General features: G+C 35.0%; 13 protein-coding genes. 5 read left to right on the forward strand and 8 right to left on the reverse strand.

Going from position 1 to position 22,217, the window contains the following annotated elements; all coding sequences use genetic code 11:
• Nucleotides 1–2: 2 nt before the first annotated feature.
• The 6 genes from ACHRV3_RS13730 to ACHRV3_RS13755 all read right to left on the reverse strand — a co-directional run bounded on the left by ACHRV3_RS13730 (nt 3) and on the right by ACHRV3_RS13755 (nt 6,980).
• Complete coding sequence (locus tag ACHRV3_RS13730; protein WP_395435216.1) at nt 3–980, reverse strand: DUF3667 domain-containing protein; 978 nt, start codon at nt 978–980, stop codon at nt 3–5.
• Between the two features lie 38 nt (nt 981–1,018).
• Entirely contained in the window at nt 1,019–1,792 is a 774-nt protein-coding gene (locus ACHRV3_RS13735; protein WP_395435215.1) for a dienelactone hydrolase family protein, read from the reverse strand.
• Between the two features lie 101 nt (nt 1,793–1,893).
• The gene (locus tag ACHRV3_RS13740; RefSeq protein WP_395435214.1) at nt 1,894–4,095 is read right to left on the reverse strand and encodes a penicillin acylase family protein; all 2,202 of its coding nucleotides are present in this window, start codon (nt 4,093–4,095) and stop codon (nt 1,894–1,896) included.
• A gap of 2 nt (nt 4,096–4,097) precedes the next feature.
• Entirely contained in the window at nt 4,098–4,964 is an 867-nt protein-coding gene (locus ACHRV3_RS13745) for a cyanophycinase (protein ID WP_395435213.1), read from the reverse strand.
• A gap of 19 nt (nt 4,965–4,983) precedes the next feature.
• Complete coding sequence (locus ACHRV3_RS13750; RefSeq protein ID WP_395435212.1) at nt 4,984–6,507, reverse strand: M20/M25/M40 family metallo-hydrolase; 1,524 nt, start codon at nt 6,505–6,507, stop codon at nt 4,984–4,986.
• Between the two features lie 20 nt (nt 6,508–6,527).
• Nucleotides 6,528–6,980: an Lrp/AsnC family transcriptional regulator gene (locus ACHRV3_RS13755; RefSeq protein ID WP_047773536.1), complete on the reverse strand. Its 453-nt coding sequence runs from the start codon at nt 6,978–6,980 to the stop codon at nt 6,528–6,530.
• A 200-nt stretch (nt 6,981–7,180) separates the two neighbouring features.
• On the opposite strand from ACHRV3_RS13755, the gene rocD reads away from it, so the two are divergent.
• Both rocD and ACHRV3_RS13765 read left to right on the forward strand, forming a co-directional pair.
• On the forward strand, nt 7,181–8,434 hold the full coding sequence (gene rocD / locus ACHRV3_RS13760) for an ornithine--oxo-acid transaminase (RefSeq protein ID WP_230002571.1): 1,254 nt from the start codon (nt 7,181–7,183) through the stop codon (nt 8,432–8,434).
• Nucleotides 8,435–8,765: 331 nt separating this feature from the next.
• Entirely contained in the window at nt 8,766–9,371 is a 606-nt protein-coding gene (locus ACHRV3_RS13765; RefSeq protein WP_395435211.1) for a hypothetical protein, read from the forward strand.
• A 139-nt stretch (nt 9,372–9,510) separates the two neighbouring features.
• Here ACHRV3_RS13765 and ACHRV3_RS13770 read toward each other — a convergent pair whose 3' ends face one another.
• Together ACHRV3_RS13770 and ACHRV3_RS13775 are read right to left on the reverse strand one after the other, a co-directional pair.
• Nucleotides 9,511–10,908 carry a RagB/SusD family nutrient uptake outer membrane protein gene (locus ACHRV3_RS13770; RefSeq protein WP_395435210.1) on the reverse strand — a complete coding sequence of 466 codons (1,398 nt, stop codon included), beginning with the start codon at nt 10,906–10,908 and terminating at the stop codon, nt 9,511–9,513.
• Nucleotides 10,909–10,918: 10 nt separating this feature from the next.
• Nucleotides 10,919–13,909 carry a SusC/RagA family TonB-linked outer membrane protein gene (locus ACHRV3_RS13775; protein ID WP_395435209.1) on the reverse strand — a complete coding sequence of 997 codons (2,991 nt, stop codon included), beginning with the start codon at nt 13,907–13,909 and terminating at the stop codon, nt 10,919–10,921.
• 548 nt (nt 13,910–14,457) lie between these two features.
• On the opposite strand from ACHRV3_RS13775, the gene ACHRV3_RS13780 reads away from it, so the two are divergent.
• The 3 genes from ACHRV3_RS13780 to ACHRV3_RS13790 are packed head-to-tail and all read left to right on the forward strand — an operon-like array spanning nt 14,458 to nt 22,199.
• Nucleotides 14,458–14,913 carry a T9SS type A sorting domain-containing protein gene (locus ACHRV3_RS13780; protein ID WP_395435208.1) on the forward strand — a complete coding sequence of 152 codons (456 nt, stop codon included), beginning with the start codon at nt 14,458–14,460 and terminating at the stop codon, nt 14,911–14,913.
• 4 nt (nt 14,914–14,917) lie between these two features.
• Nucleotides 14,918–21,802 carry an RHS repeat-associated core domain-containing protein gene (locus ACHRV3_RS13785; protein ID WP_395435207.1) on the forward strand — a complete coding sequence of 2,295 codons (6,885 nt, stop codon included), beginning with the start codon at nt 14,918–14,920 and terminating at the stop codon, nt 21,800–21,802.
• A gap of 43 nt (nt 21,803–21,845) precedes the next feature.
• Nucleotides 21,846–22,199, forward strand: a complete 354-nt coding sequence (locus ACHRV3_RS13790) for a hypothetical protein (RefSeq protein WP_395435206.1) — start codon at nt 21,846–21,848, stop codon at nt 22,197–22,199.
• Nucleotides 22,200–22,217: the final 18 nt, after the last annotated feature.

Here is a 22,217-nt window from a genome sequence, read left to right on the forward strand (position 1 = left end):
GTTTAGTGTAAATTGATAAATATGTAAAAAACATAAAAGGTAAGTAAAAATAGAATAAAAAAGGAATTTACAATAAACAGCATTACACTTTTAACAAATGAAACTATTCTTGATTCTCCATAAAAGCGATGATGTGCCGGATAGAAGTAATAACACATCCAGATAACCCCGACGAAGTTGGTAATATTAGAGATGAAACTTAGTGGGCTATTCTCTCCGAACAGACCAATTATTTTTGTTATGCTAAATAAAATCAGAAACATTAGAAGGAGAAAAGAAAAGTAATGTAAGGTAAAGATTCCATGATCAAAATAGTACCATTTCTTTTTGTTGTGAAAAAGCCATAATAAAAAAGCAAAAAATGGCATTATGATAAAAAGGATTTTGGGAATATTATGAATAAAGGATTCAATAAACTTTTCAAAAATCTCTTTTTTACTATAATGCTTTGTGATATTATAAACTTTTGAGTAAGCCCAATATTCAAATTCTGAAAGTTTTTCTTTTTCTTTTCCGTATTGCTGAATAGAATCGATTTCTTTCATAGGTCTAATATCTAGATAGTTGCTTGAAATTTTTAATTCCTCATCCTTACTGTTTTTATCCGTTTTAGCTATTTCTGCTGATAATGCTTTTGCGTTTTTATTGAAATCTTCGCTGACTTTGTTTGGAAATAGGGCAATTAAAAGAAAGGTTATAAAACTGATAAAGATGTATAATCGGACAGGAGCCAAATAAGACAGTCTTTTCCCTGAAAGGTACTCTTTAGTTAACGTGGAAGGTTTGAAAAGTAAATTTCGGATCGTTTTCCAGAAAGCATTTTCATAGTGTGTTAAATCTTCAAAAAAATGAATAAATAAATGGTGAAATGTTTTTCTGGTATCGCTGTTTTCCTGGCCGCAATTTGGACAAAATTTTTGCTCCACGACATGTCTGCAATTCAGACAGGTTTTATCTTTTCTAATGGTACTTTTTGACATTGGTTGTATGGACTAAGTTGGTTTTGGTAAGCTGGTTGTTATTTTTTTAAGACTTCTTTTAAGAAAAGTTGTAAATGTTCAAAAGCTCTTTTTGCAGCAACCGGATTGTAAGCAGCACCTTTTGAATTGTCGTTTCCTGCTTCAGGATTTGTAAAAGAGTGAACCGCATTGGCGTAATAAATCATTTGCCAATCGGCTTTTGAATCGCGAAATTCTTGTTGAAGAGCTGTTATTTCCTCTTGTGATACATAAGGATCATCGGCACCGTGGCAAATCAAAACTTTTGATGAAATTGGTGTTACTGGTCTGGTGCCTTCCTTACCCAGTCCGCCGTGAAAAGAAACAATACCTTTTAGATTTAGTTGTCCACGCACCGCTTCAAGGACCCCGCTACCACCAAAACAATATCCAATTGCGACAATATTATCAGCATCGGCACCGGATTTTATTAATTGTTGTAAAGCAAGGTTGATCCTGTTTTGATATTCAGTAAAGTTGGTTTTGTAATGACCGGCTATTTTTGATGCTTCAGTAGTATTTTTAGGATAGTTTCCTTCGCCATAGATATCAGCAATAAAAACATGATACCCTAGTTTCGATAGATTTTCTGCAATTCCTTTTGAAGCATTATCGATTCCGAGCCATGCAGGCAAAAGTAAAATTCCCGGATTGTTGGGGCTTTTTTTAGCAGATTTTATAAATAATCCGTTTAAGGTCTGATTTCCGTCGGCGTATTTTACAGGTTTCAATTGAGCGCTTATAGTGCTATAAAATAGAATGGTAGCAAAAAGAAGCATAGTGTGGTTTTTCATAAATTTACAATTTTTAACAAATATCAGAAATATTACGATACAAAAAAACCTCGAAAGATATTTCCTCCAAGGTTTGATTTTGAGATGCTAAAAGTTAAAAATTACTCTCCCGGATGATAAGTACGTTCGGCATTTTTTGTAATATCTTCTTTGTAGAATAAAACGTCTTTAAACTTTCCTTTTTGGTACATTTCTGCCTGATCGGTAAAATGTTTAGAAGTTTCATCGCCGCTATTTCCTCCGGCTAATAATGATTTTGCTTTTATTTTTGGACCAAATTCAACGGCACAAACAAAACTATTACCATTGTAACCGTAACGTTTTTTTGAATTGTTTTGATAATTACTTCTAAAAGCGGGCAAACTTCCCCAGGAAGAAGGGCCAAATGCGATTGGTAAACTCGGTTTGGAGTCATCGTATTGTAGCACCAGATCTCCGCTTGTACGTTGAAAACGGTTGATTTCGCCCCAGGCAACCTGCCAGGTTCCCCATTTGGTTTTTAATTCTTTTAAAACCGATTGTAATTGCGGAATTAGTTGTGAAGTCGTTGCATTTTGGGCAAAACGTTTGGTGTTTTCGACCTGATCCGGTTCACCTTCATCAATATAAGCTTTTTGAATAATTGGGTCTAATTTATAAGCCCATTCAACGGCGAGGGTAGTTGCAACGGAGTTTTCTTTGGCATAATAGTCCCAATTTTTTAATAAAGTGATGGGCTCAATTAAATCGGAGTATTCAGGATCAGTAGTTTTTATGTTTTTTTCGAAGACCGTGATCAAACTTGGAATCAGCACTTCAAAAATGGACAACTTAGTGTCGTAACCATCAGCGATTACTTTATCAAGCGTATAGTTGTTTCCTTTGCTAAAAATTCGAACCGCATTTACACCTCTGAAATTTTCCCCGTCGGGAGCCATATAAGGCAAATAGTTTTCTTTTTTTGGACTATTTTCTGCTGCCGAAGTATAAGGTGTTGAATTGCAATTCTGAATCCAACCGTTTACAGGATTGTACAAATGAACGGTTTCGTTAACGTCATGCAAACCTTTCCATTGTGTAGCAGAAACGGATCCGTCTATCACTTTAGACCAATTAAGTGTTTTGTCTCTAATCGGGATATAATTACCATGCCAATAGGCAATATTTCCTTTGTTATCAGCATAAACGGTGTTGTTTGAGGTGTTGGCTTTTAGATCCATGGCTTTTTTGTACTCCTCAAAATTCTTTGATTTGGTTCTTACCCAGCTTTGAATTAAGCTGTTCATAGAACGATTCATCGATTTCAAACTAATCCATTTTCCATCGCGTTTGGCCATAATCGGGCCGTTATTGGTAAAATAGGTTTTGATTTTTTTAGCAATTAATTTCCCTTTTTCAGTGTAATTTATTGTGATCTCTTTCTCAATAACAGGAACTAACTTTTTGTCAAATTCATAAAAAAGTTTTCCTTTTTTGTTGGTGATTTTTTCCGCGTACATATCAGCAACATCTACATTGGATGAGGTGTGCATCCAGCCGCAATTTTCGTTGAAACCCTGATAGATAAAAAATTGCCCCCAGGTTACAGCACCATATGCATTCAATCCTTCTTCACTCGTGACTTGAACTTCGGGTCTGAAATAAAAGGTAGTGTGTGGATTAATATACAAAATCGAATTTCCATCAGCTGTTTTGGACGGAGCAAAAGCAAAACCATTTGAACCGGTTTGTACATTTTTTTCTCTTTCTACGTAAGCTACCTTGTCATTGTTTCCGGAATAAAAGGCTTTAAGTTCTGCGGTCGAAAGATCCGCAGTGCTAATGGCACCAATGCTTCCGTCTGTCCATAAAAGTGGGTACCAAGGCTCAAAATGCGTTAAAAGAGCCGGTTTGACCTCGGGATGTTTGTATAAATAAAAATTAATCGCGTCCGCATAGCTGTTCAAAAGTTTTTTAAGCCATACGGGTGCTTTTTTGTAATCAGATTTTGCATCTTCAGCATCAATTAAAAGACGAATTTCTAAATCATTGTATAAAACCGATTCGCCTTTAATTTCTGCAAGACGACCTAGTTTTTCAATATAATTCATTTCGATTCGTTTAAAATCATCTTCACATTGCGCATAAAGTAAACCAAAAACAGCATCAGCATCCGTCTTTCCGTAAATATGCGGAATGCCCCAATTGTCTCGGATAATGGTCACCTGTTGCGCCAATTTTTCCAGTCGATTGGCTTCTTTTGTATTGATTTTTTGTGCAAAAACGGTTAAGGTTGTGCAAGAAACCAAAACGATAAGTTTAATCTTTTTTAAATGCTGTAACATGATTATTTGATGTTAAATTTTTGTCCTGCGGTATAAATTCCCATTTGTAAATTCTCAATCGAAATAAGATTGTTCTTTTTGGATTTTACAATTCCTTTTGGGTTTTTAATTACAATAACTTCGCTGTCTCCGGCTACTTCAATTTGGTTGTTTCTAACAATAATGGCGGTAGCTTCATCGATTCCAATTCCGGTTAAATTTGGAAATTCAACCATTGCCGAAAGCAATCTGTTGTAGCGGTTTCTTTTTAAAAAGTGCTGGTCAATAATGGCGGTTTTCAATAAACCTAAGCCTTCAGCTGTTTCTAAATTGTCGTGTCGGATATTGTCAAAAGTACCGGAATATTCTTTTTCCAGTTTTTGGTTTCCGGTAATCATTTTTTCAGACATTACTGCCGCTCCTGCGCTTGTCCCTGAAATGGTACTTCCGTTTTCGTAAGCCTTTTGTATGGCTGTTTTTATCGGAGTATTATGTACAACTTTCATAAAACGGAGCTGATCACCACCACTTATAAAGATTAATTTTGCTTTTTGTACCGAATCTGCCAGTGTTTTATTTTGTGCGGTTTCGGTATTGAAATTCAACATCACAATTGGATTTTTCGTCAGCTTTACCATTTGATCTTTAAAAAACTGAAATGAACCATCCGGCTCTTCACTTGACATGGGTAATACTACAATATAATCTGTTGCTTTTAAATCTGCGACTTCCAGTACTTGTTTCATCAGTTCATCGGACCGGTCTCCGCCACCAATTATAAATAATTTCCCTTTTGGGTTTTGGGCTTGCGCAACAGTGCTGGAAAAGCCCAGGATTGTGATGAAAATAAAAAGTACAAACGAATAAGGCAAATAAAGTGGTTTTTTCATGGCAGTTATTTTTTGGTGGTTATTTGGTTGTTGAATGCGTTTCTATGAATTGTAACACGCTGCTATTGACTATAGAAAGAATGTCTTTTTCTTTGTTTAAATCGACTTTTGAAGCCTGATCTCTTGGACTGTGGTAATCCGCATGAAAGCCGCTGAAAAAAGTCATTATCGGAATTCCTTTTGTTGTAAAAGAAGCGTAATCGCTCCCGGTATGTCCATTAGTTTCCCAAAGATCAAGTTCAAACGGATTTTGAAGGTTTTGATTGCCTGCAGTAGCGATTTTTCTTAAGTTTTCGTCTTCTTTTTGAGTGCCAATACTTAAAATGCGTTGTTTGGTATCTTCGGGAGCACTTCTTGAAATCATATCCATATTAACACAAAGAAGGATTTTTTGTTGGTTTAAATCTAAATGCTGAACAAAGTATTCACTTCCCAAAAGCCCCGTTTCTTCAGCAGTCCAAGAGGCAAAAACAATGTTGTATGGAGGTTTTATTTTAGATGCTGACCAGTTTTTTGCCAAAGCCAGCATTCCTGATACGCCTGAAGCATTATCGTCAGCACCATTGTAAATAGAATCATTTTTGATGCCTAAATGATCGTAATGCGCTCCAATTATAATGGATTTAGAAGTATCTTTTCCCGGAATCATCCCGATTACATTGCGAACCGGAAAAGTTTCTGATTTCAAGTCAATTGAAAAATTACATTTTTTATTTTTTAATAAGGAAGAAGAAGTCTTTAATTGCTGCGCCGCTTTTTTTTCTGTTTCGACTAATTGAATGGAGGTCCCGGCCAGAATTTTTTCGGTCGCTGGTGCAGATAGTCTAAAGATGGGAATAGAAAGGGACGTGGGATTTTCTAAAGAATCGAAAGTGTAATTGTCTGTTGATTTGGGTTTAAAATTCCCGGTTACATCCAAAAAAATGACTGCTATAGCCCCTTGCTGTATGGCGTTTTGGATTTTGGTTTCTTCTAAATTATTTTCTTCGGGAAACCATTTTTTAAACTTTTTAAAGCCAACTGAAGCAGTGTCTTTGTAACCCGGATATCCTTGTAGAACTAAAACAACTTTATCTTTTGCCGATATTTTTGCATAGTCATCATAGTTTTCTTTTGGAACACTTAATCCATAGCCGGCAAATACAATTCCGGCTTCTTTTTTTGAAGATTTGTCGACAGGCGTTACTTTGTATTCTGATTTTGGAGAAAGTAAAATCGTGTTGTTATTTCCGCTGTCTATAGCTAAAGAAACCGATTGAACTGCATGTCTTTTGATATTGAAGTCCTGAAAAAAAGTATTATTTTTGGATGGAGACGAATTGTTGTAGGGAAGTAGTTGGTACAATTCCATCATGGATGCAATATAGTCTGCGGCTTTAAATCCGCCTTTACTGGTTGGTTCACGGCCTTCCATCCAGTCAGAAGCCAAAAAAGACAATGTTCCTGAAAAATCACTTTTTACAGGATTTGGAACACTGGTTTGCGAAAACAAAATTGATTTACAGAAGAATAGAACAACTAAAGAAAGTTTTTGTAATCGCATACTTTTTTATTTTAAGTTTATTATAAGCTTATATTTCGTTTAAAAGCACAACCTAATTCTACCATCGAATCTGTTTTTGCAATTCCCGGAATATTATCGACTTTCTCGTATAATATTTTGCGCATATGTTCGTGGTTTTTTGCTGTAATTTTGAGGTATAGTGTATAGGAACCAGTTACAAAATAGCATTCTGTAATTTCGGGTATTTCTTTTAAAGCTTCGATAATTCTTTCCGAATCAGAATCTTTATTCAATGTTATTCCGGTAAAAGAAGCCCAATCGTAACCAATAAGTTTTTCGTTTAGGATTGGTTTGATGCCTGTAATGATCCCTTGTTCAAATAAACGATTAATGCGTTGGTGCACCATGGTATTTGAAATTTTAAGATTAGTAGCGATGGTAGAATAGGCAATTCTTCCGTCTTTTTCTAATTCCTTTATAATTTTCACATCAAATTCATCTAAAATATCCATGTAACTTTTTTACGTTTAGTTTTTGTAAAGATAAAAATAAGTCTAATGTACCTGAGTAAATATTAAATTTTAAAATGACTTAATTACATGTTAAAATAAGTTATATTGGTTTTATTAAGCTTATTTTTAAGTTAAAAATAACTATTTATTCGCAATAAATCAATAAATTTTATATTTTTGCATTAATAAAAGAAAATATCATGGGACATAAACTAGAATCACTTTCATCAAAATCTGAGGTTTTGATCGAAAAAGAGAACAAATACGGAGCTCATAATTACCACCCGCTTCCGGTAGTTTTGGAAAAAGGAGAAGGTGTATACGTTTGGGATGTGGACGGTAAAAAGTATTATGACTTTTTATCTGCTTATTCTGCCGTAAATCAAGGACACTGTCATCCAAAAATTGTTGGAGCCATGGTGAATCAGGCGCAAACGCTTACTTTGACGTCCCGTGCCTTTTACAACGACCAATTAGGAAATTACGAAGAATATGTAACCAATTATTTTGGTTTTGATAAAGTTTTACCAATGAATACGGGTGCGGAAGCAGTAGAAACTGCTCTTAAACTTTGTAGAAAATGGGCGTATGAGGTAAAAGGAATTCATGAGAATCTGGCTCAGATTATTGTTTGTGAGAACAATTTTCACGGAAGAACGACTACCATTATTTCTTTTTCGAATGATGAAGGAGCGCGTAAAAACTTCGGTCCTTTTACAGACGGATTTATAAAAATTGAATACGATAATTTAGCAGCTCTTGAAAAAGCGCTGGAATCATCAAAAAATATTGCCGGTTTTCTTGTAGAACCAATTCAAGGAGAAGCAGGAGTTTATGTTCCTTCTGAAGGTTATTTAGCAAAAGCAAAAGAACTTTGTGAGAAACATAATGTTTTGTTTATTGCCGATGAGGTTCAGACGGGAATTGCCCGTACAGGGAAATTATTGGCTGTTCACCACGAAAATGTGCAACCTGATATTTTAATTTTAGGAAAAGCAATTTCAGGTGGAGTTTATCCGGTTTCTGCGGTTTTGGCGAATAACGAAATCATGAATGTAATCAAACCGGGACAACACGGATCTACTTTTGGTGGAAATCCTGTTGCTGCGGCTGTTGCCATTGCGGCACTTGAAGTTGTTAAAGACGAAAAACTGGCTGAAAATGCAGAACGTTTAGGAATTCTTTTAAGAAAAGGATTAAATGAAATTGCAGAACGTAACGATTTAATCACCCTGGTTCGTGGAAAAGGATTATTGAATGCCATCGTAATCAACTGCGGAGAAGATTCAGATTTGGCTTGGGAAATCTGTCTGAAATTCAGAGATAACGGATTATTAGCAAAACCAACTCACGGTAATAAAATCAGATTGGCACCACCATTGGTCATGACTGAGGCTCAAATTGAGGAATGTCTTGAGATTATTGAGAAATCTTTGAATGAGTTTAGAAGTTAAAATTTCATTTTATTATTAGTTCATATAGAAACCATTCGTTGCGACGAATGGTTTTTTTGCATACAATTGTTTTAATACTTTTGTGATTGACGTAAGTATATTTCTAAATAGCTGAAAACAAAACAAATTGGGAGAAACGGAAATGAATAAAAAAAGAAATTGGCTTACCATGATTGTTGAAATTTTGTTTGACTTTTTGATATCTTCAAAATAAAGGATCAAGTTTTTGATAGTTTTTTGAATGCCAATAGTAAATGCTTTTGGGTAGTGATTTAGTATTGAAAGAATGAATTACGATATAAGATAGTGTTGATATTAAAGGGTAACATATATGAAAACAGTAAATAATTTAATAGTATTGATTTTTGTTTTTGCATTTTCGTCTTGTGAAAGAGACAAGGTAATTGAAAAAAAAACGGTAGATAATAACAGTGATATAATTAAAAAAGAATTTAAAAGATCAAAATATTTTGATGAAGATAGAATTAAAGATGCGAAATACGCTGTAAAATATAAGGGAGATAAAGCTTCTTATGCTGAATTAGAATTATACTATGTATATAATGATTTGAAAAAAGAAGAAATTATTCCTTATACATTAATAATGGTCGAAAAATATCATAAATATGAATATGCATCTACTGCATTTATGAATTTATTAGAACTTTATACAGATGCAAAATTCACTTATGATGGAACGGATATTAGTTTATTACCTTATCTGAAAAATTTTAAAAAGTTAAATTTAGATCAGAAAAATTATTTAATATATTTTTTGAAAACCGGAGTAAAAAATGAAAACCTTGGATGTGTTCGTTATTTAGAAATATTAAATCGTGAAGGAATTGGTATTTCTCGGAATATTAAAATAGCAGATAGTTTAAAAAAGAAAGTAATACAATTGGAATACAAAAAACATTTGAGGGTAAAAAAATAAGGGGATATTAAAATGGATAGGCTTTCTGAAGTGTTTTCATAAAATTACGCTAACAAATTTCTTGCTATTTCAAGACAAGATAATTCATAAAAAAACCATTCGCTGCAACGAATGGTTTTTTAGTTAAGATGTAATTTAGTTACTGACTATAACCCGGATTTTGAGTAATTAGTTTATTAGCATCCATTTCTGTTATCGGAATGGGGAATACTAATTTATCAGCATCAAACGGAAGCAAAGACGAGCCATCACCTTTATCACTAACATCAATAGAACCTTTTGTTCTTTTGATATCGTGAATTAAAAAACCTTCCATTGCCAGTTCAAGTTGGCGTTCCAATAAAATATCATTTAAAGTTACCGCAGTTAGATTTTTGGCATTGGCTCTTGTTCTGAGAATGTTGATATCGTCGAGAGGTGTATTTCCGATGGCGGTTCCGGCCTGAAAATTGGCCTCAGCTCTTATTAAATACATTTCAGCCAGACGTATAATGCCAACATCGGCAAATTGATCGGTGTATTTTGAAGTTAGTAATTTTCCGTTTGAAGGATTTTCATAATTATATTTTCCTCTGTCATCATTAGGATCGCTGAATTTAGCTAAGTAGGGATCTCTAATATAAAAATCACCGTTGCGACCTCCTCTGTCTTCAGAGGCATAAAAGGTAACAGCATCATTTTCACCGGTTTGTTTGGTGATTTGAATAGCAAACACATCTTCGGTTTTATCCGTATCGTGATTAAAGGCATCGGCATATTTAACAGATAACCCATGGCCACTGTTGGCAATGACATCATTTGCGGCATCTCTGGCTGCTGTATAATTGCTTTGTTGCAAATATACTCTGGCCAATAGTGCTTTTGCGGCGTATTTGTCGGCATAAAAATCGTTTTCTGCGGGAAGATTGGTATAAGCGACATTTAAACCTTCAATAATAACTTTGTAGACTTCATCTACAGTACTTCTTTCTTTAGAAAGGTCAACACTAAAATCATAAATTGCTTTTGGTCGTATAACCACTCCTAATTGTGTATTGGCTTTGCCACTTTCATAAGGTTTTGCAAAGAAACGAACCAGATCAAAATAAGCTAAAGATCTTAAAAAGTTAGCTTCACCAATCATAACGGCTTTTCTTTCAGGATCTTTTACTTTATCGATGTTGTCGATAACCGTATTGGTGGCATTAATAATTTGATAACATTTGGCATAGGTTCCTTTAATGATAACATTATCGGCTAACATTGATTTGTTGTACATTTGACCTAATTCGCCATAAGTTCCTCTCCATCTCAAGTCAGTTGTAGCCGTTACACCGGTTACGCCAAGTAAATCCGCATAAAGTAAAATTCTTCCACCATAGGCCTCTTTGTTTGCGGCCAATGCGTAGGTTCCTATCAGTACATTTGTTACTCCGGCTTCGGTGCTTAGGGTAACGTTTGCATCTCCTTTTTGTTTAGGTTCGATATCGAGTTCATTTTCGCAACTTGCATAAAATAACGCGAAAACGATCAGTAGGATTAATTTATTTGATTTCATTTTGTAAGTTTTAAAAATTAATATTTACTCCTAAAGCCATTGTTCTTGCAGGAGGTGCCGAATAAAAATCTTCTCCGATTCCTTTATGGTCTCTTCGTGCTTCAGGATCAAATCCTTTATAATTAGTGAACGTAAGTAAATTTACAGCTGTAAAATAGAGTCTCAGACTGCTCAGTCCGGTATCCTTTATAGCTTGTTTAGGCAGTGTAAATCCTAATGTAAGGTTTCTTAAACGCACAAAATCTGATTTGTCTAAATAACGAGTTGATTCCTGTGTACCATTTTTTTCTCCAAATCTTGCTTGTGGTACCTCAGTAATATCTCCGGGTTTTTGCCAGCGATTTAACTGATCTGCCGTTTGATTGTCATAAACAGCAGCAGCGGTAGATTGATAAGTACCAGCAGAGTTATAGATGCTGGCGCCCCATTCTCCTTGAAAAGTAAAGGTAAAATCAAATCCTTTATAGATAATCGTATTAGTCATACCTGACATTAAAGTAGGGAACGGATTTCCGACAATCACTCTTCTTGCTTCAGCATAGTTACTTGTCATCTCTTTATTGAGCGTACCATCAGGATTTAGGGTATTTTTGAAAAAAAGAGCATCTCCGTTTTCTGAATTAACACCGGCATATTCAACTAAGTAAAAAGAGGAGATATTGGCACCGGCTCTGTTGATTGTATTGGTTGATACAATGTCAGTATTGTTATTCGGCAATGATTTCACTTTTGATTGGTTGGTGGTCAGGTTAAAACTGGTGTTCCATGTAAAGTTTTCCTTTTCAATATTTTTGGTATTTAAAGTAAATTCAAAACCACTGCTTCTGATTGCCCCAATATTTTTATTGATAGAAGCTGCTCCCGAACTTATTGGAAGAGGAACTTCAAACAATAAACCATTAGTATCTTTTTGATAGTAGTCGGCCTCAAGAGTGATTCTGTCCCAAAAACGAGTTTCAAAGCCAAAATCAATTTGTGTAGATTTCTCCCAGGTCAGATTATCATTCCCCGTCTGATCAAAAGTTAAACCTGATTTTGCGTTATATGGATTTGTTTGGTATAACTGGCGTGAAGCAAAATTACCTATCTCAGCATTTCCTAGTTTCCCCCAGCTTCCTTTTAGTTTTAAGTAGGTTAAAACAGAATTGTCTTTAAGAAAGTTTTCCTGAGAAACAATCCAACCAGCAGAAAGGGCAGGGAAATAGCCAAATCGGTTGTTTTTACCAAATCGCGAAGAGCCGTCACGACGAATACTTGCTTTAAAGAGGTATTTGTTATTAAACGCGTAGTTTAATCTTCCAAACTGAGAAACAAAAACATAATCGGTTTCACTGCCATGTCCTTTATTTACTTCGGCACCTCCATCTATGGTATTAAAATTATCATTTGGGAAATAAATACTGTTTACATCCTGATATCTTCTGTGGTACTTATTATACTCCATACCGACAACAGCATTAAAACTGTGTTTTTCTGCAACAGTTTTATCAAAAGTAAAGTAGTTGCTCGAAATATAATTTTCGGTGTTTAAGGAAGAGGCAAAAACAGCCCCATCAGTAGCCATAAAAGGAGCATTTTTCCCTTCCCAATTATCTTCTGTTTGAGATAAAAGATCATAAGAGAAATCAGAATTGAATTTTAGAGAGGGCAAAAATTTATATTCTCCGTAAACTTTTCCTGTCACTCTTCTCATGATGGTTTTCCAGAACGTATTGTCTTTGGCTAAAAGATAATTTGAATATTCGGTATTAGGATTGGCACTACCGTCTGCTAATCGGGCAGGTGAGATTGGAGCCTGTGCTACTGATTGTAACGGAGTTGAAAAGGAATCATCATTCTGAACTCTGTTGATTAAGGATCTTGAAAAGCTTAAGTTCATACCCACCGTAAAATTGTCAAAAACTTTATGCGATAAATTTGTTCTAGCTGTTATTCGTTTTAAATCATTACTGTCAATGATACCTACCGTATTGTTGTAAGCTCCTGAAATGAAATATTTTGTTTTCTGATCGCCTCCAGAGAGTGAAAAATCTGCATCAGTCGTGTGACCGGTCTGAAAAGCAATATCCTGCCAATCCGTGTTTACTGCACCGTTTCTCCAGTCTGAACCTTGAGATAAATTTTCTAATTCTTCCTCGACAGATTGCAGATCGTTTGCATTTCGTCCTGCCTCCAGTAATAATTCTACATATTGTTTAGCATTTAACCATTTCTTTTTATGTGTGGGTTCGCTAACCCCTTGCGAAAGGTTGATACTGAAAGTTCCTTTTCCTTCTTTCCCTTTTTTGGTGGTAATAATTACAACTCCATTAGCACCACGAGCACCATATATTGCTGCAGACGAAGCATCTTTTAGGACATCAATAGACTCAATCTCATTGGTACTTAAAGTAAGCAGTGGGTTGGTTGGTGCACCATTGCTGGACTCATTATCGGTAATTAACGGAATACCGTCTAACACGTACAAGGGTTGTGTTCCGGCACTGATACTGGCCGCTCCACGAACTCTGATGTTAATTCCTCCATCTACTTTACCATTTGTTTGCGTGATTTGTACGCCGGCTAATTTACCTACCAATGCATTTTGTACATTGGCAACGGGTACTTGCTGGATATCTTTTGCGGTAACTCTGGCGATATTATCGGTTGAATTTTTCTTAGATTGGGTTCCGTACCCTACAACTACAACAGCATCAAGTTCATTTGAGATCGCCTGAAGGGTTATTTTCATCGATTTTGATGCCGGAATTTCCAATGTTTTCATTCCTACATATGAAACAGTAAGCGTTTGTCCTTCTTTTGCACTGATTGTAAATTCTCCATCAAAACTAGTTTGGGCAACCACTTGGGTTCCTTTTAAAACTATGTTAGCTCCGGGAATCGGTAATCCTGCCTTGTCAAAAATCTGCCCGGTTATTTTTACTTCCTGGGCGATTGTTATTTGGATGAATAAAATCAATAGCAGTGTTGCAAACCTTTTAAAATTTAGATCATTTTTCATGTTTATTTTATCTAAGATTAGTTTTGTAAACGTCTTGATTTTATGTTAATTAATCATAATGCCTTTATAAGTGTATTGAATGGATTTATTATTGTTTTAGTTGCAATAGACTAACATTTGTACAGAAATGATTGGTTTTTGTTGAAATTACATCGTTTTATTAATGGACTTAATTGCGTTTTATGCAGATCAAAACGCAATTAAAAAGAAGCCAAAAGGGGAAAAAATAAGGGAGTCTTCATGAAGTATTTTATGAAAATTTTTGCAAGGAAACAGTTTGCTGTTTTTAACTAGAATTCGTTTTATTGACTAGTCCTAAAAAAATGTATCGTTTATTTAGAACTAGTCACATTTAAAAATTGAACGAATTAGAGTTTAATAATGAATTTTAACATTTGCAAAAAACGTTCTCAAGTCAGGTATTTTCGGCATATTGCTTTTTGGAGTTTTTTTTATAGAGGAATAGAATAAATAAAATGTTGTACAATGATTTTAATTTTATTTATTTGTAATGGTTTTAAGTTTGATAATCAGTAAATTAAGTACTTATGAGAAGTGTTATTACGATAGTTTTGTTGGCTACTTTCGCTTTAGCTAATGCGCAGCAAAAAGTTACATTCGGATACGATACAGCCGGAAATCAGATAAGCAGGGTACTATGTTTAAGTGGCTGTACTGCTAAATCAGCGAATCAAACTAAAGAGATTGATGCTATAGTTGATGGGGATTTACAAAAATTCTTTCCCGAAGATGTGATTTCGTATTATCCGAATCCTGTCAAAGAAGAACTTTATCTTAAATGGGAATTAATAGATAATAATAAAGTTTCTTCGGTAGTCGTCTATGGATTAAATGGACAGACATTAGAAACTTTTTCGAGAACAGAGACCATAAATACGCTTACTATTTCTTTTCAGCAATATTTGACAGGTATTTATCTTGTTGTATTAAACTATACCGACGGAGACCAAAAAACAGTCAAAATTATTAAACAAAAAGACTAATTCTATGAAACAGATTTACTTATCCTTTTTTATTTTATTTACTCCGTTTGTTTTTTCTCAAAATTTCACGGATACAAAAGGTGAACTACAGATTTCGGCTTCAGGTACTGCAACTTATACTTTACCTGTTGCAACTCCTCCCAGTATAAAAGGGGTAGCACCAATAATAAATCTTAACTACAGTAGTGGTGTACGTGGAGGTATAGCGGGTCAGGGCTGGAGTATTAATAGTATTTCGACTATTAGCCGTATAGCAAGCCGTCGCGATATTGATGGTTTTGTTGATGGTGTTGATTTTGACGTTGATGATAAATTGTCATTAGACGGACAACGATTGCTTATAAAAACAGGGACTTATTGGACAGCAGGATCAACATACGAGACGGAATATAAAAGCAATACTAAAATTGAATTAAAGATAGAAGGTACAATAACCTATTTTATTGTAACCGCTCCGGATGGTTCCAGAAGTTGGTACGGTTCTAAAGGATCGGGAAGTTTGCAAAATTCTGTTTCTGTAAATTCATGGTATATTATACGATATGAAGATGTGAATGGTAATTTTATCGATTATAATTATAGCACTGTTGGCTACAATGGTACAAACCAATTGTATATTAACAATATTGTTTTCAGCGGAAACACTGTAGCAGGTATAGCTGCTCAGGATAAAATTAGTTTTTTTTATAAAGCAGCAACACGTATCGAAAGGGATTATTTAAAAGGAATCCCGGTTTACGCAACACAAATATTAGATAACATAAAAGTTTATGCAAACAATGTAGTTTTTAGGACTTATAAGCTTACACACATAGAGGATACCAGTTTAGGTTATCAGAGATTAAAAGAAATACAGGAGATAAATGCTCAGAATGAGTTGTCAAATCCGGTTATTTTTGACTATTGTTTAAGTCCTACTACACCTCAAAGGATAGAGAAAGAGTACACAAATAATTTATTGTTTAATGAAATAAGCCTTGCTGGTGATTTTGATGGTGATGGTAGATTAGATTTTGTAGCTAATGATCAGCTTTTTACAAATTTATTTAATGGTAATACCGGAAATTCCCCTTTGAATATTACAGGAATGTCACCACTATATAAGTCGGTAATTACTACTTTAAAGAATGGAAAGATGAATCAATATAATTCAATTCTAAACTTAAAGGATACATCGTTAAATAGTTTGATATTTGGTATATATAGTACTGTAAATAACACTTTTGGTTTAGATTATGAGAAAGTAATCTCTATTCCTAATGCAGGGGAATGCAACTCTAATTGTGTGCCAGATAGATGTGCTACTGGTGAATTTAAAAAATTTAAAAATGAATATGTTGAAGGAGATTTCAATGGGGATGGTATTTCTGAAGTTTTGATTTTAGGTTACAAAGAATTTAGAAACTATAATTCTGATGACCCTACTACTAGAGATTGTGTGATGGATGAAGAAATTGGAACTACACCAAACGTTTATCGTTTGTTAGATCTAAATCCAAATAGTTCAACAACTCCCAATACACCAGGATACGCACAATTTAGTTCGACACATTTTTCTAGAGATCAGAGAAGATATGTATTGGATTTTAATGGAGATGGAAAATCTGATATTTTGTTAGTTAAGAGTAATAAGACTTATAAAGTAGTTAGTTTTAAGAACTTGACGATTGCGCCGTGGGTTGAGGTTGAGTTACTTGGAGCTGGAACATTAGATCAATACTCTACAACAAAACAAATGTTATTTGGAGATTTTAATGGGGATGGAAAAACAGATATAATGCTTCCAACCAGTGAAGGTGCCGCAAATCAAACACAATGGAACATCTATTATAGCAATCCGAATCCTGCCGGAGGAGAATTTTTTGTAAAAGAAAGTCTTGATATTGTGGAATACTGGCCTGATACAGGAAGTTATTACAATACCCAAAGACATTATAGTACTTATTATGCAATGGACATTAATGCTGATGGCAAATCAGATTTGGTACGTGTGTGGAGAAAATATTATAAAGATGATTGGAGTATTAATAATCATGATACGCAATGGGAGGTTTCGGGTTTTATAAACAATATAGGTAAAGTTGGAGCTTCCGGTTTTGCATTAGGTTATAGTTCTACGGTATTTACCTCCAACTCTCCTGATATTCCAATTCCTGTGACATCAAATTACAGATATGATGGAGCGAATACGGATCTGGTTTTAGTGAGAGGTCATTATAATAAAATTGAATACTATCAATTCAATAAAAATGTAGATACAGAAAACAGATTAAAATCGGTGACAGAATCCAGCGGTAATATCAAACAAACAGTTGAATATCTGCCAATGGAAGCAGTTGGAGGGGGTCAGGGTGATATTTACACTGATTTTTATTCTTCCGCCAATGTAGTAACCTATCCTAATATTGAAATTATCAGGAATTCTGGAAGTTTTTTGGTGTCTAAATTAACGGCCACTATTAACGGTATTTCTAAATTTCAGGATTTTAGATACCGAGGATACGTGTCGAATTATAATTATGGAACCGTCGGTTTTACTAAAACTACACGAAGCAGCTGGTACTTGTCAGCTACTGATACCAAAATTTGGACAACAGTGTATAATGACGTAGCACTTAGAGGTGCAAATACGGTTACGTGGACCAGTACCAATCCGTCTACGGTTTTTGATGCCACTCCGAGTGGGTTATTAACCACGAAAACCAATGTTTTTTCAACGTATACCAATCCAACATCAAAGTTGTATAATGTATTGTTGAGTACACAAACAACACTTGATGCCTTGACGGGAGTTAAAAGTGAAAATACTTATACGTATGATGGTGTTGTAACATCACCAACCTATTATGGTTTAGAAACAAAAAGTGTGATTAAACAATATAGTGGCGCAACACTTCAAGGATCTGTTACAACAGATTCTCAATATGATAATAATCCAACAGGTGTGGAAAGTGCTTATTATGTTGGACGACCTAAAAAGGTAAATACATCTGCTAATAATGTTGCTTCAGGAGATACCCGTACCGCCGAAGAGGTCTATACTTATACGGGTGCTAACTTGACCAAAACGGAAAAGAAAGGGCATAATACCTATGCTATTGTTGAGGATATGACCTATGATGCATTAGGAAATTTATTGACTAAAACAGTTTCAGCCCCTACAGCTGTCCCGATGCCAATTGCCAGAACAATTAAGGACGAATATGACACTACCAAACGATTTGTGGTTAAAAAAACAGATCACCAAGGATTCGTAACCAATTTTACCTATAATACACTCGGTCAGGTTACCCAATCTACGGATTATATGGGAGTAGTTAGTAATTTTACCTATGACAGCTGGGGGAAATTGACCAATACCACGGTAACGAATTCTTCAACAACTCCAATTTCTACAACAATCGTATATGCGAAATTAGCAAATGGTGGATATACGTCCACTAGCACTAATAATCTGGAAGCCAAAACAGTTACCCAATATGATGTCTTAGGAAGAGTTGTAGTAAGCTCTACAAAAGGATTTACTGTAAATACGATGGTGTCTAAGCAAATTGTTTACGACGGATTGGGACGCAAACAAAAAGAAAGCGAACCTTATTTTTCAGCACCTACTCTTTGGACGACTTATGAATATGATTACTTAATGAGACCCACCAAAATAACGGCGCCTACAGGGAAAATACAAACTTTATCGTATTCTGTTTTAACGACTACCAGTAACGATGATGGTAAGATTACCACTGCTACTGTAGATGCATTAGGGAATAAAGTACAAAGTGCAGATCCTGGAGGAACTATAAATTTTGCTTACTTTGCGAATGGACACATGAAAGAGTCTGATTATCTTGGTAATAAGGTGCAGATGAATATTGACGGTTGGGGTAATAAAATTTGGTTGTCTGATCCGAGTGCAGGAATCTATACCTATAGTTATGATGCTTTTGGTCAGTTAAAAACAGAGACCACGCCCAACGGAACAACTGCCTTTGTGTATGATGCAGCAGGTAGACCAACCGAAAAAACAATTGTAGGAACCAATACCAATAGTAAGACGACTTATGTTTATAATGCTTTAAATCAAATTACAAGTAATACTTTCGTAGACAATGCAGAGGTAAAAACAACTACAAATAGTTATGAGTATGATACTCTTAAAAGATTATTTAAGACGACAGAAACGACACCTTATGCTATTTTTGTAAAACAATTGTCATTTGATGTTCTAGGAAGAGTTGAAAAGGAAACCTCCACAGCTACTGCAGCCGGAAAAACCAGTGCTAAAACAGTAAAAAATACCTATCAAAACGGATTTCCGTGGCAAATTGTAGACGATAGTACGCAACAAGTATTGTGGCAATCGAATACATTGAATGAAAGAGGACAGCTTTTAACAGCTGCTTTAGGAAACGGAATAGTGATAACAAATGCTTATGATCAATATGGTTACGCTACTCAAATCAAACACGATAAAACAAGTCCTACGCTTGTAAATGTCGTAACACTTAATACCGCTTTTGAAATTAAAAGAGGAAATTTAAACAGTCGTAGCAATAACTTGTTCAGCAGAAATGAAACTTTTAAATATGATGCCTTAGATCGTTTGACGGAATATACTAATGCATTAGGTATTCAGGAGACACAGGTTTATGATGACAAGGGAAGAATTACGCAAAATGCTGTAGGTACTTATGAATATGATACTGCTAAAACCTATCAAAACAAAGCCATAACACCAACTCTGGAAGCTCTTGGATATTATGGGATGAGAGAAGGGATTTTTAATGATAGTTTTGAAGACAGAACCGGTTGGGGAGTTGAAAGATTCCCTAATACAGCATTCTACAGTTATGACAATACTAAAGTAGCCCGTAGCGGGAAGAATTCTTTAAAATTAGCAAATACTGCAACTACAGAACAATATGTCTTTTCAGATAAGTGGGTTGATATTGATAATGCAGTTGCTACTCAATATACCTATTCAGCTTGGGTTTATAGCGACAATCCACAACCAGAATTGGTTTTAGTGATGAAAGACGGCTTAAATGTTCTTAGTTATAGTAGTGAAATAACAAGTACAAAAAATAGTTGGATACAAGTTGTAAAAACATTTTTAGTTCCTGCAAACGTAAAGAAGTTACGTCTGCGTTTAGATAATAATGGATTAGGAAATGTTTGGTACGATGACGTTCAGATTCGTAAAACCAGTGATGCAGCGACTGCAACAAGAGCCTTAAATGTTACGTACAATACTTTTAAAAGCCCGGTACAAATAGAGGAGACAGGAGTAGATAAAATAAGTTTTACCTACAATGATGGTAATGACCGTAGCAGTATGTTTTACGGCGGTTTGCAAGCAGATAAACTGTTAAGAACGTATCGTAAACATTACTCAGCAGATGGTACTATGGAAGTAAAACAAAATATGGTCACAGGAGCCATTGAGTTTGTAACTTACATTGGAGGAGATGGCTATACAGCACCTATAGTTTTGAAAAGCGATGGAACAACACAAAATTATTTATATTTACACAGAGATTATCAAGGTACAATTGTAGCGGTAACCAATCAGACAGGAGTGTTAGTTGAAAAAAGACTGTTTGATGCCTGGGGTAATATTGTAAAAGTACAAGATGGTGCAGGCAATATTCTTGTAGGTTTAACCGTTCTGGATCGTGGCTATACAGGACACGAACATTTGCAAAGTGTAGGGATTATACATATGAACGGACGTTTGTACGACCCAAAATTGCACCGATTCCTGCAACCCGATAATTATGTGCAAGAGCCTAATAATACACAGAATTACAATAAGTATGGATATGTATTAAACAACCCGCTTAAGTATACGGATCCGAGCGGCGAAGAGGCAATTACATTAGGAGCGGCGGTAATTATTGGAGCTGTTATAGCGGCAACTACCTATACTCTGACCGCTTTATTGGCAGATGTCCCGTTTAGTGTAGGAGGATTGGCGAAAGCTACCTTTATTGGAGCAGCAACTTCTGCCGTGACTTTTGGGATCGGTAGTGCAGCATCAACAATTACGAACTTTTATGTTAGGGCAACAGTGAGTGCAGTTGCTCATGGTACATTTCAGGGAGGTGTGACTGCTATTTCGGGAGGAAAGTTTTGGAGTGGTTTTGCGGCAGGAGCTTTAAGCAGTATTGCGGCTAGTGCTTTTGGGAAAGGGATTAATCATGAGGGACTGGACGCTAATGGCAAAATGATAAATCCAACACAAGTTTGGGGAGGAGCTGGGAGTCTTTCTGATTCAGGTTTAGGTATGATTGCTTTTGGAACAGTTGCTGGAGGTGCAGGGGCTGCACTTACAAAGGGTAATATTTGGCAAGGAGCAGTGACAGGGCTTGTTGTCAGTGGACTGAATCATGCGGTGCATAAGATGGGAAGCTCTGTTAGAGTTTATGATAAAGATGGCGATTATGTTGGAAGAATAAAAGTACTGAAATACAAGAATACTGGTAATGGTGTTGAAATAGAATTAGGTTTTAAGGCGGCTAGAAATTCAAAATACACAAATTATAATTGGGTTCAAACAGTTAGAAGTAATCAGCCTTTAGGCGGAACGTCACAAACATATACTGACCCAAGACCAAATGATGATAATTTACCTTTTTATTACACAAACTCTGAATTAGCTGGACAGACAAATACCTCACGAGGTTTTAATATAGAATTTTACGATAGCCCGAACAGAGGAGGAATTAGAAATTCTTGGTGGAAAGGAGAATTATCTTTAGTAGGCAAATTTAATAATGCTTATCACGAGTTACATACTTTTAGTTATGGTTTTGATATGAGAAATTATCAATCTTTTGTAGGACCTCTAATGACTATAACCCCTTCAAAACGTCAATTAAATACTTTTTAAAATGAAATATGTACTGATTTTACTTTTGTTAAATTGTAACAATATGAAGCAAACTAAACTGGTCTCTAGTATAGATACTTTCAATTCAATAAGTATAGAATGGACTGGAAATGTTGATAAACCAATTCCAAAAATTATTATTTGTACCAATTGTACAGATAAAAAGGAGTTTTTATTGATTCAGCAATATAGTGTAAATGCGCAAATTCTAGATGAAATAAGAGATATCTTATTGAATAAAGATAGAGAGTCAAATGAAGAAATTAAAATAAATGAAAAAAATAAAAAGATTTATATCCAAAAGCTAAATGAAATAGTTTTATTACTTGTTAAAAAAAAACAGAACCAACTTTTTATAAATAATCTTGAGATATTTATTAGAAGAATAGATTACTAATTCATCAGTGAAGATTAA

Source organism: Flavobacterium sp. FlaQc-49 (genome assembly GCF_044005985.1).
Lineage (GTDB): Bacteria > Bacteroidota > Bacteroidia > Flavobacteriales > Flavobacteriaceae > Flavobacterium > Flavobacterium cupriresistens.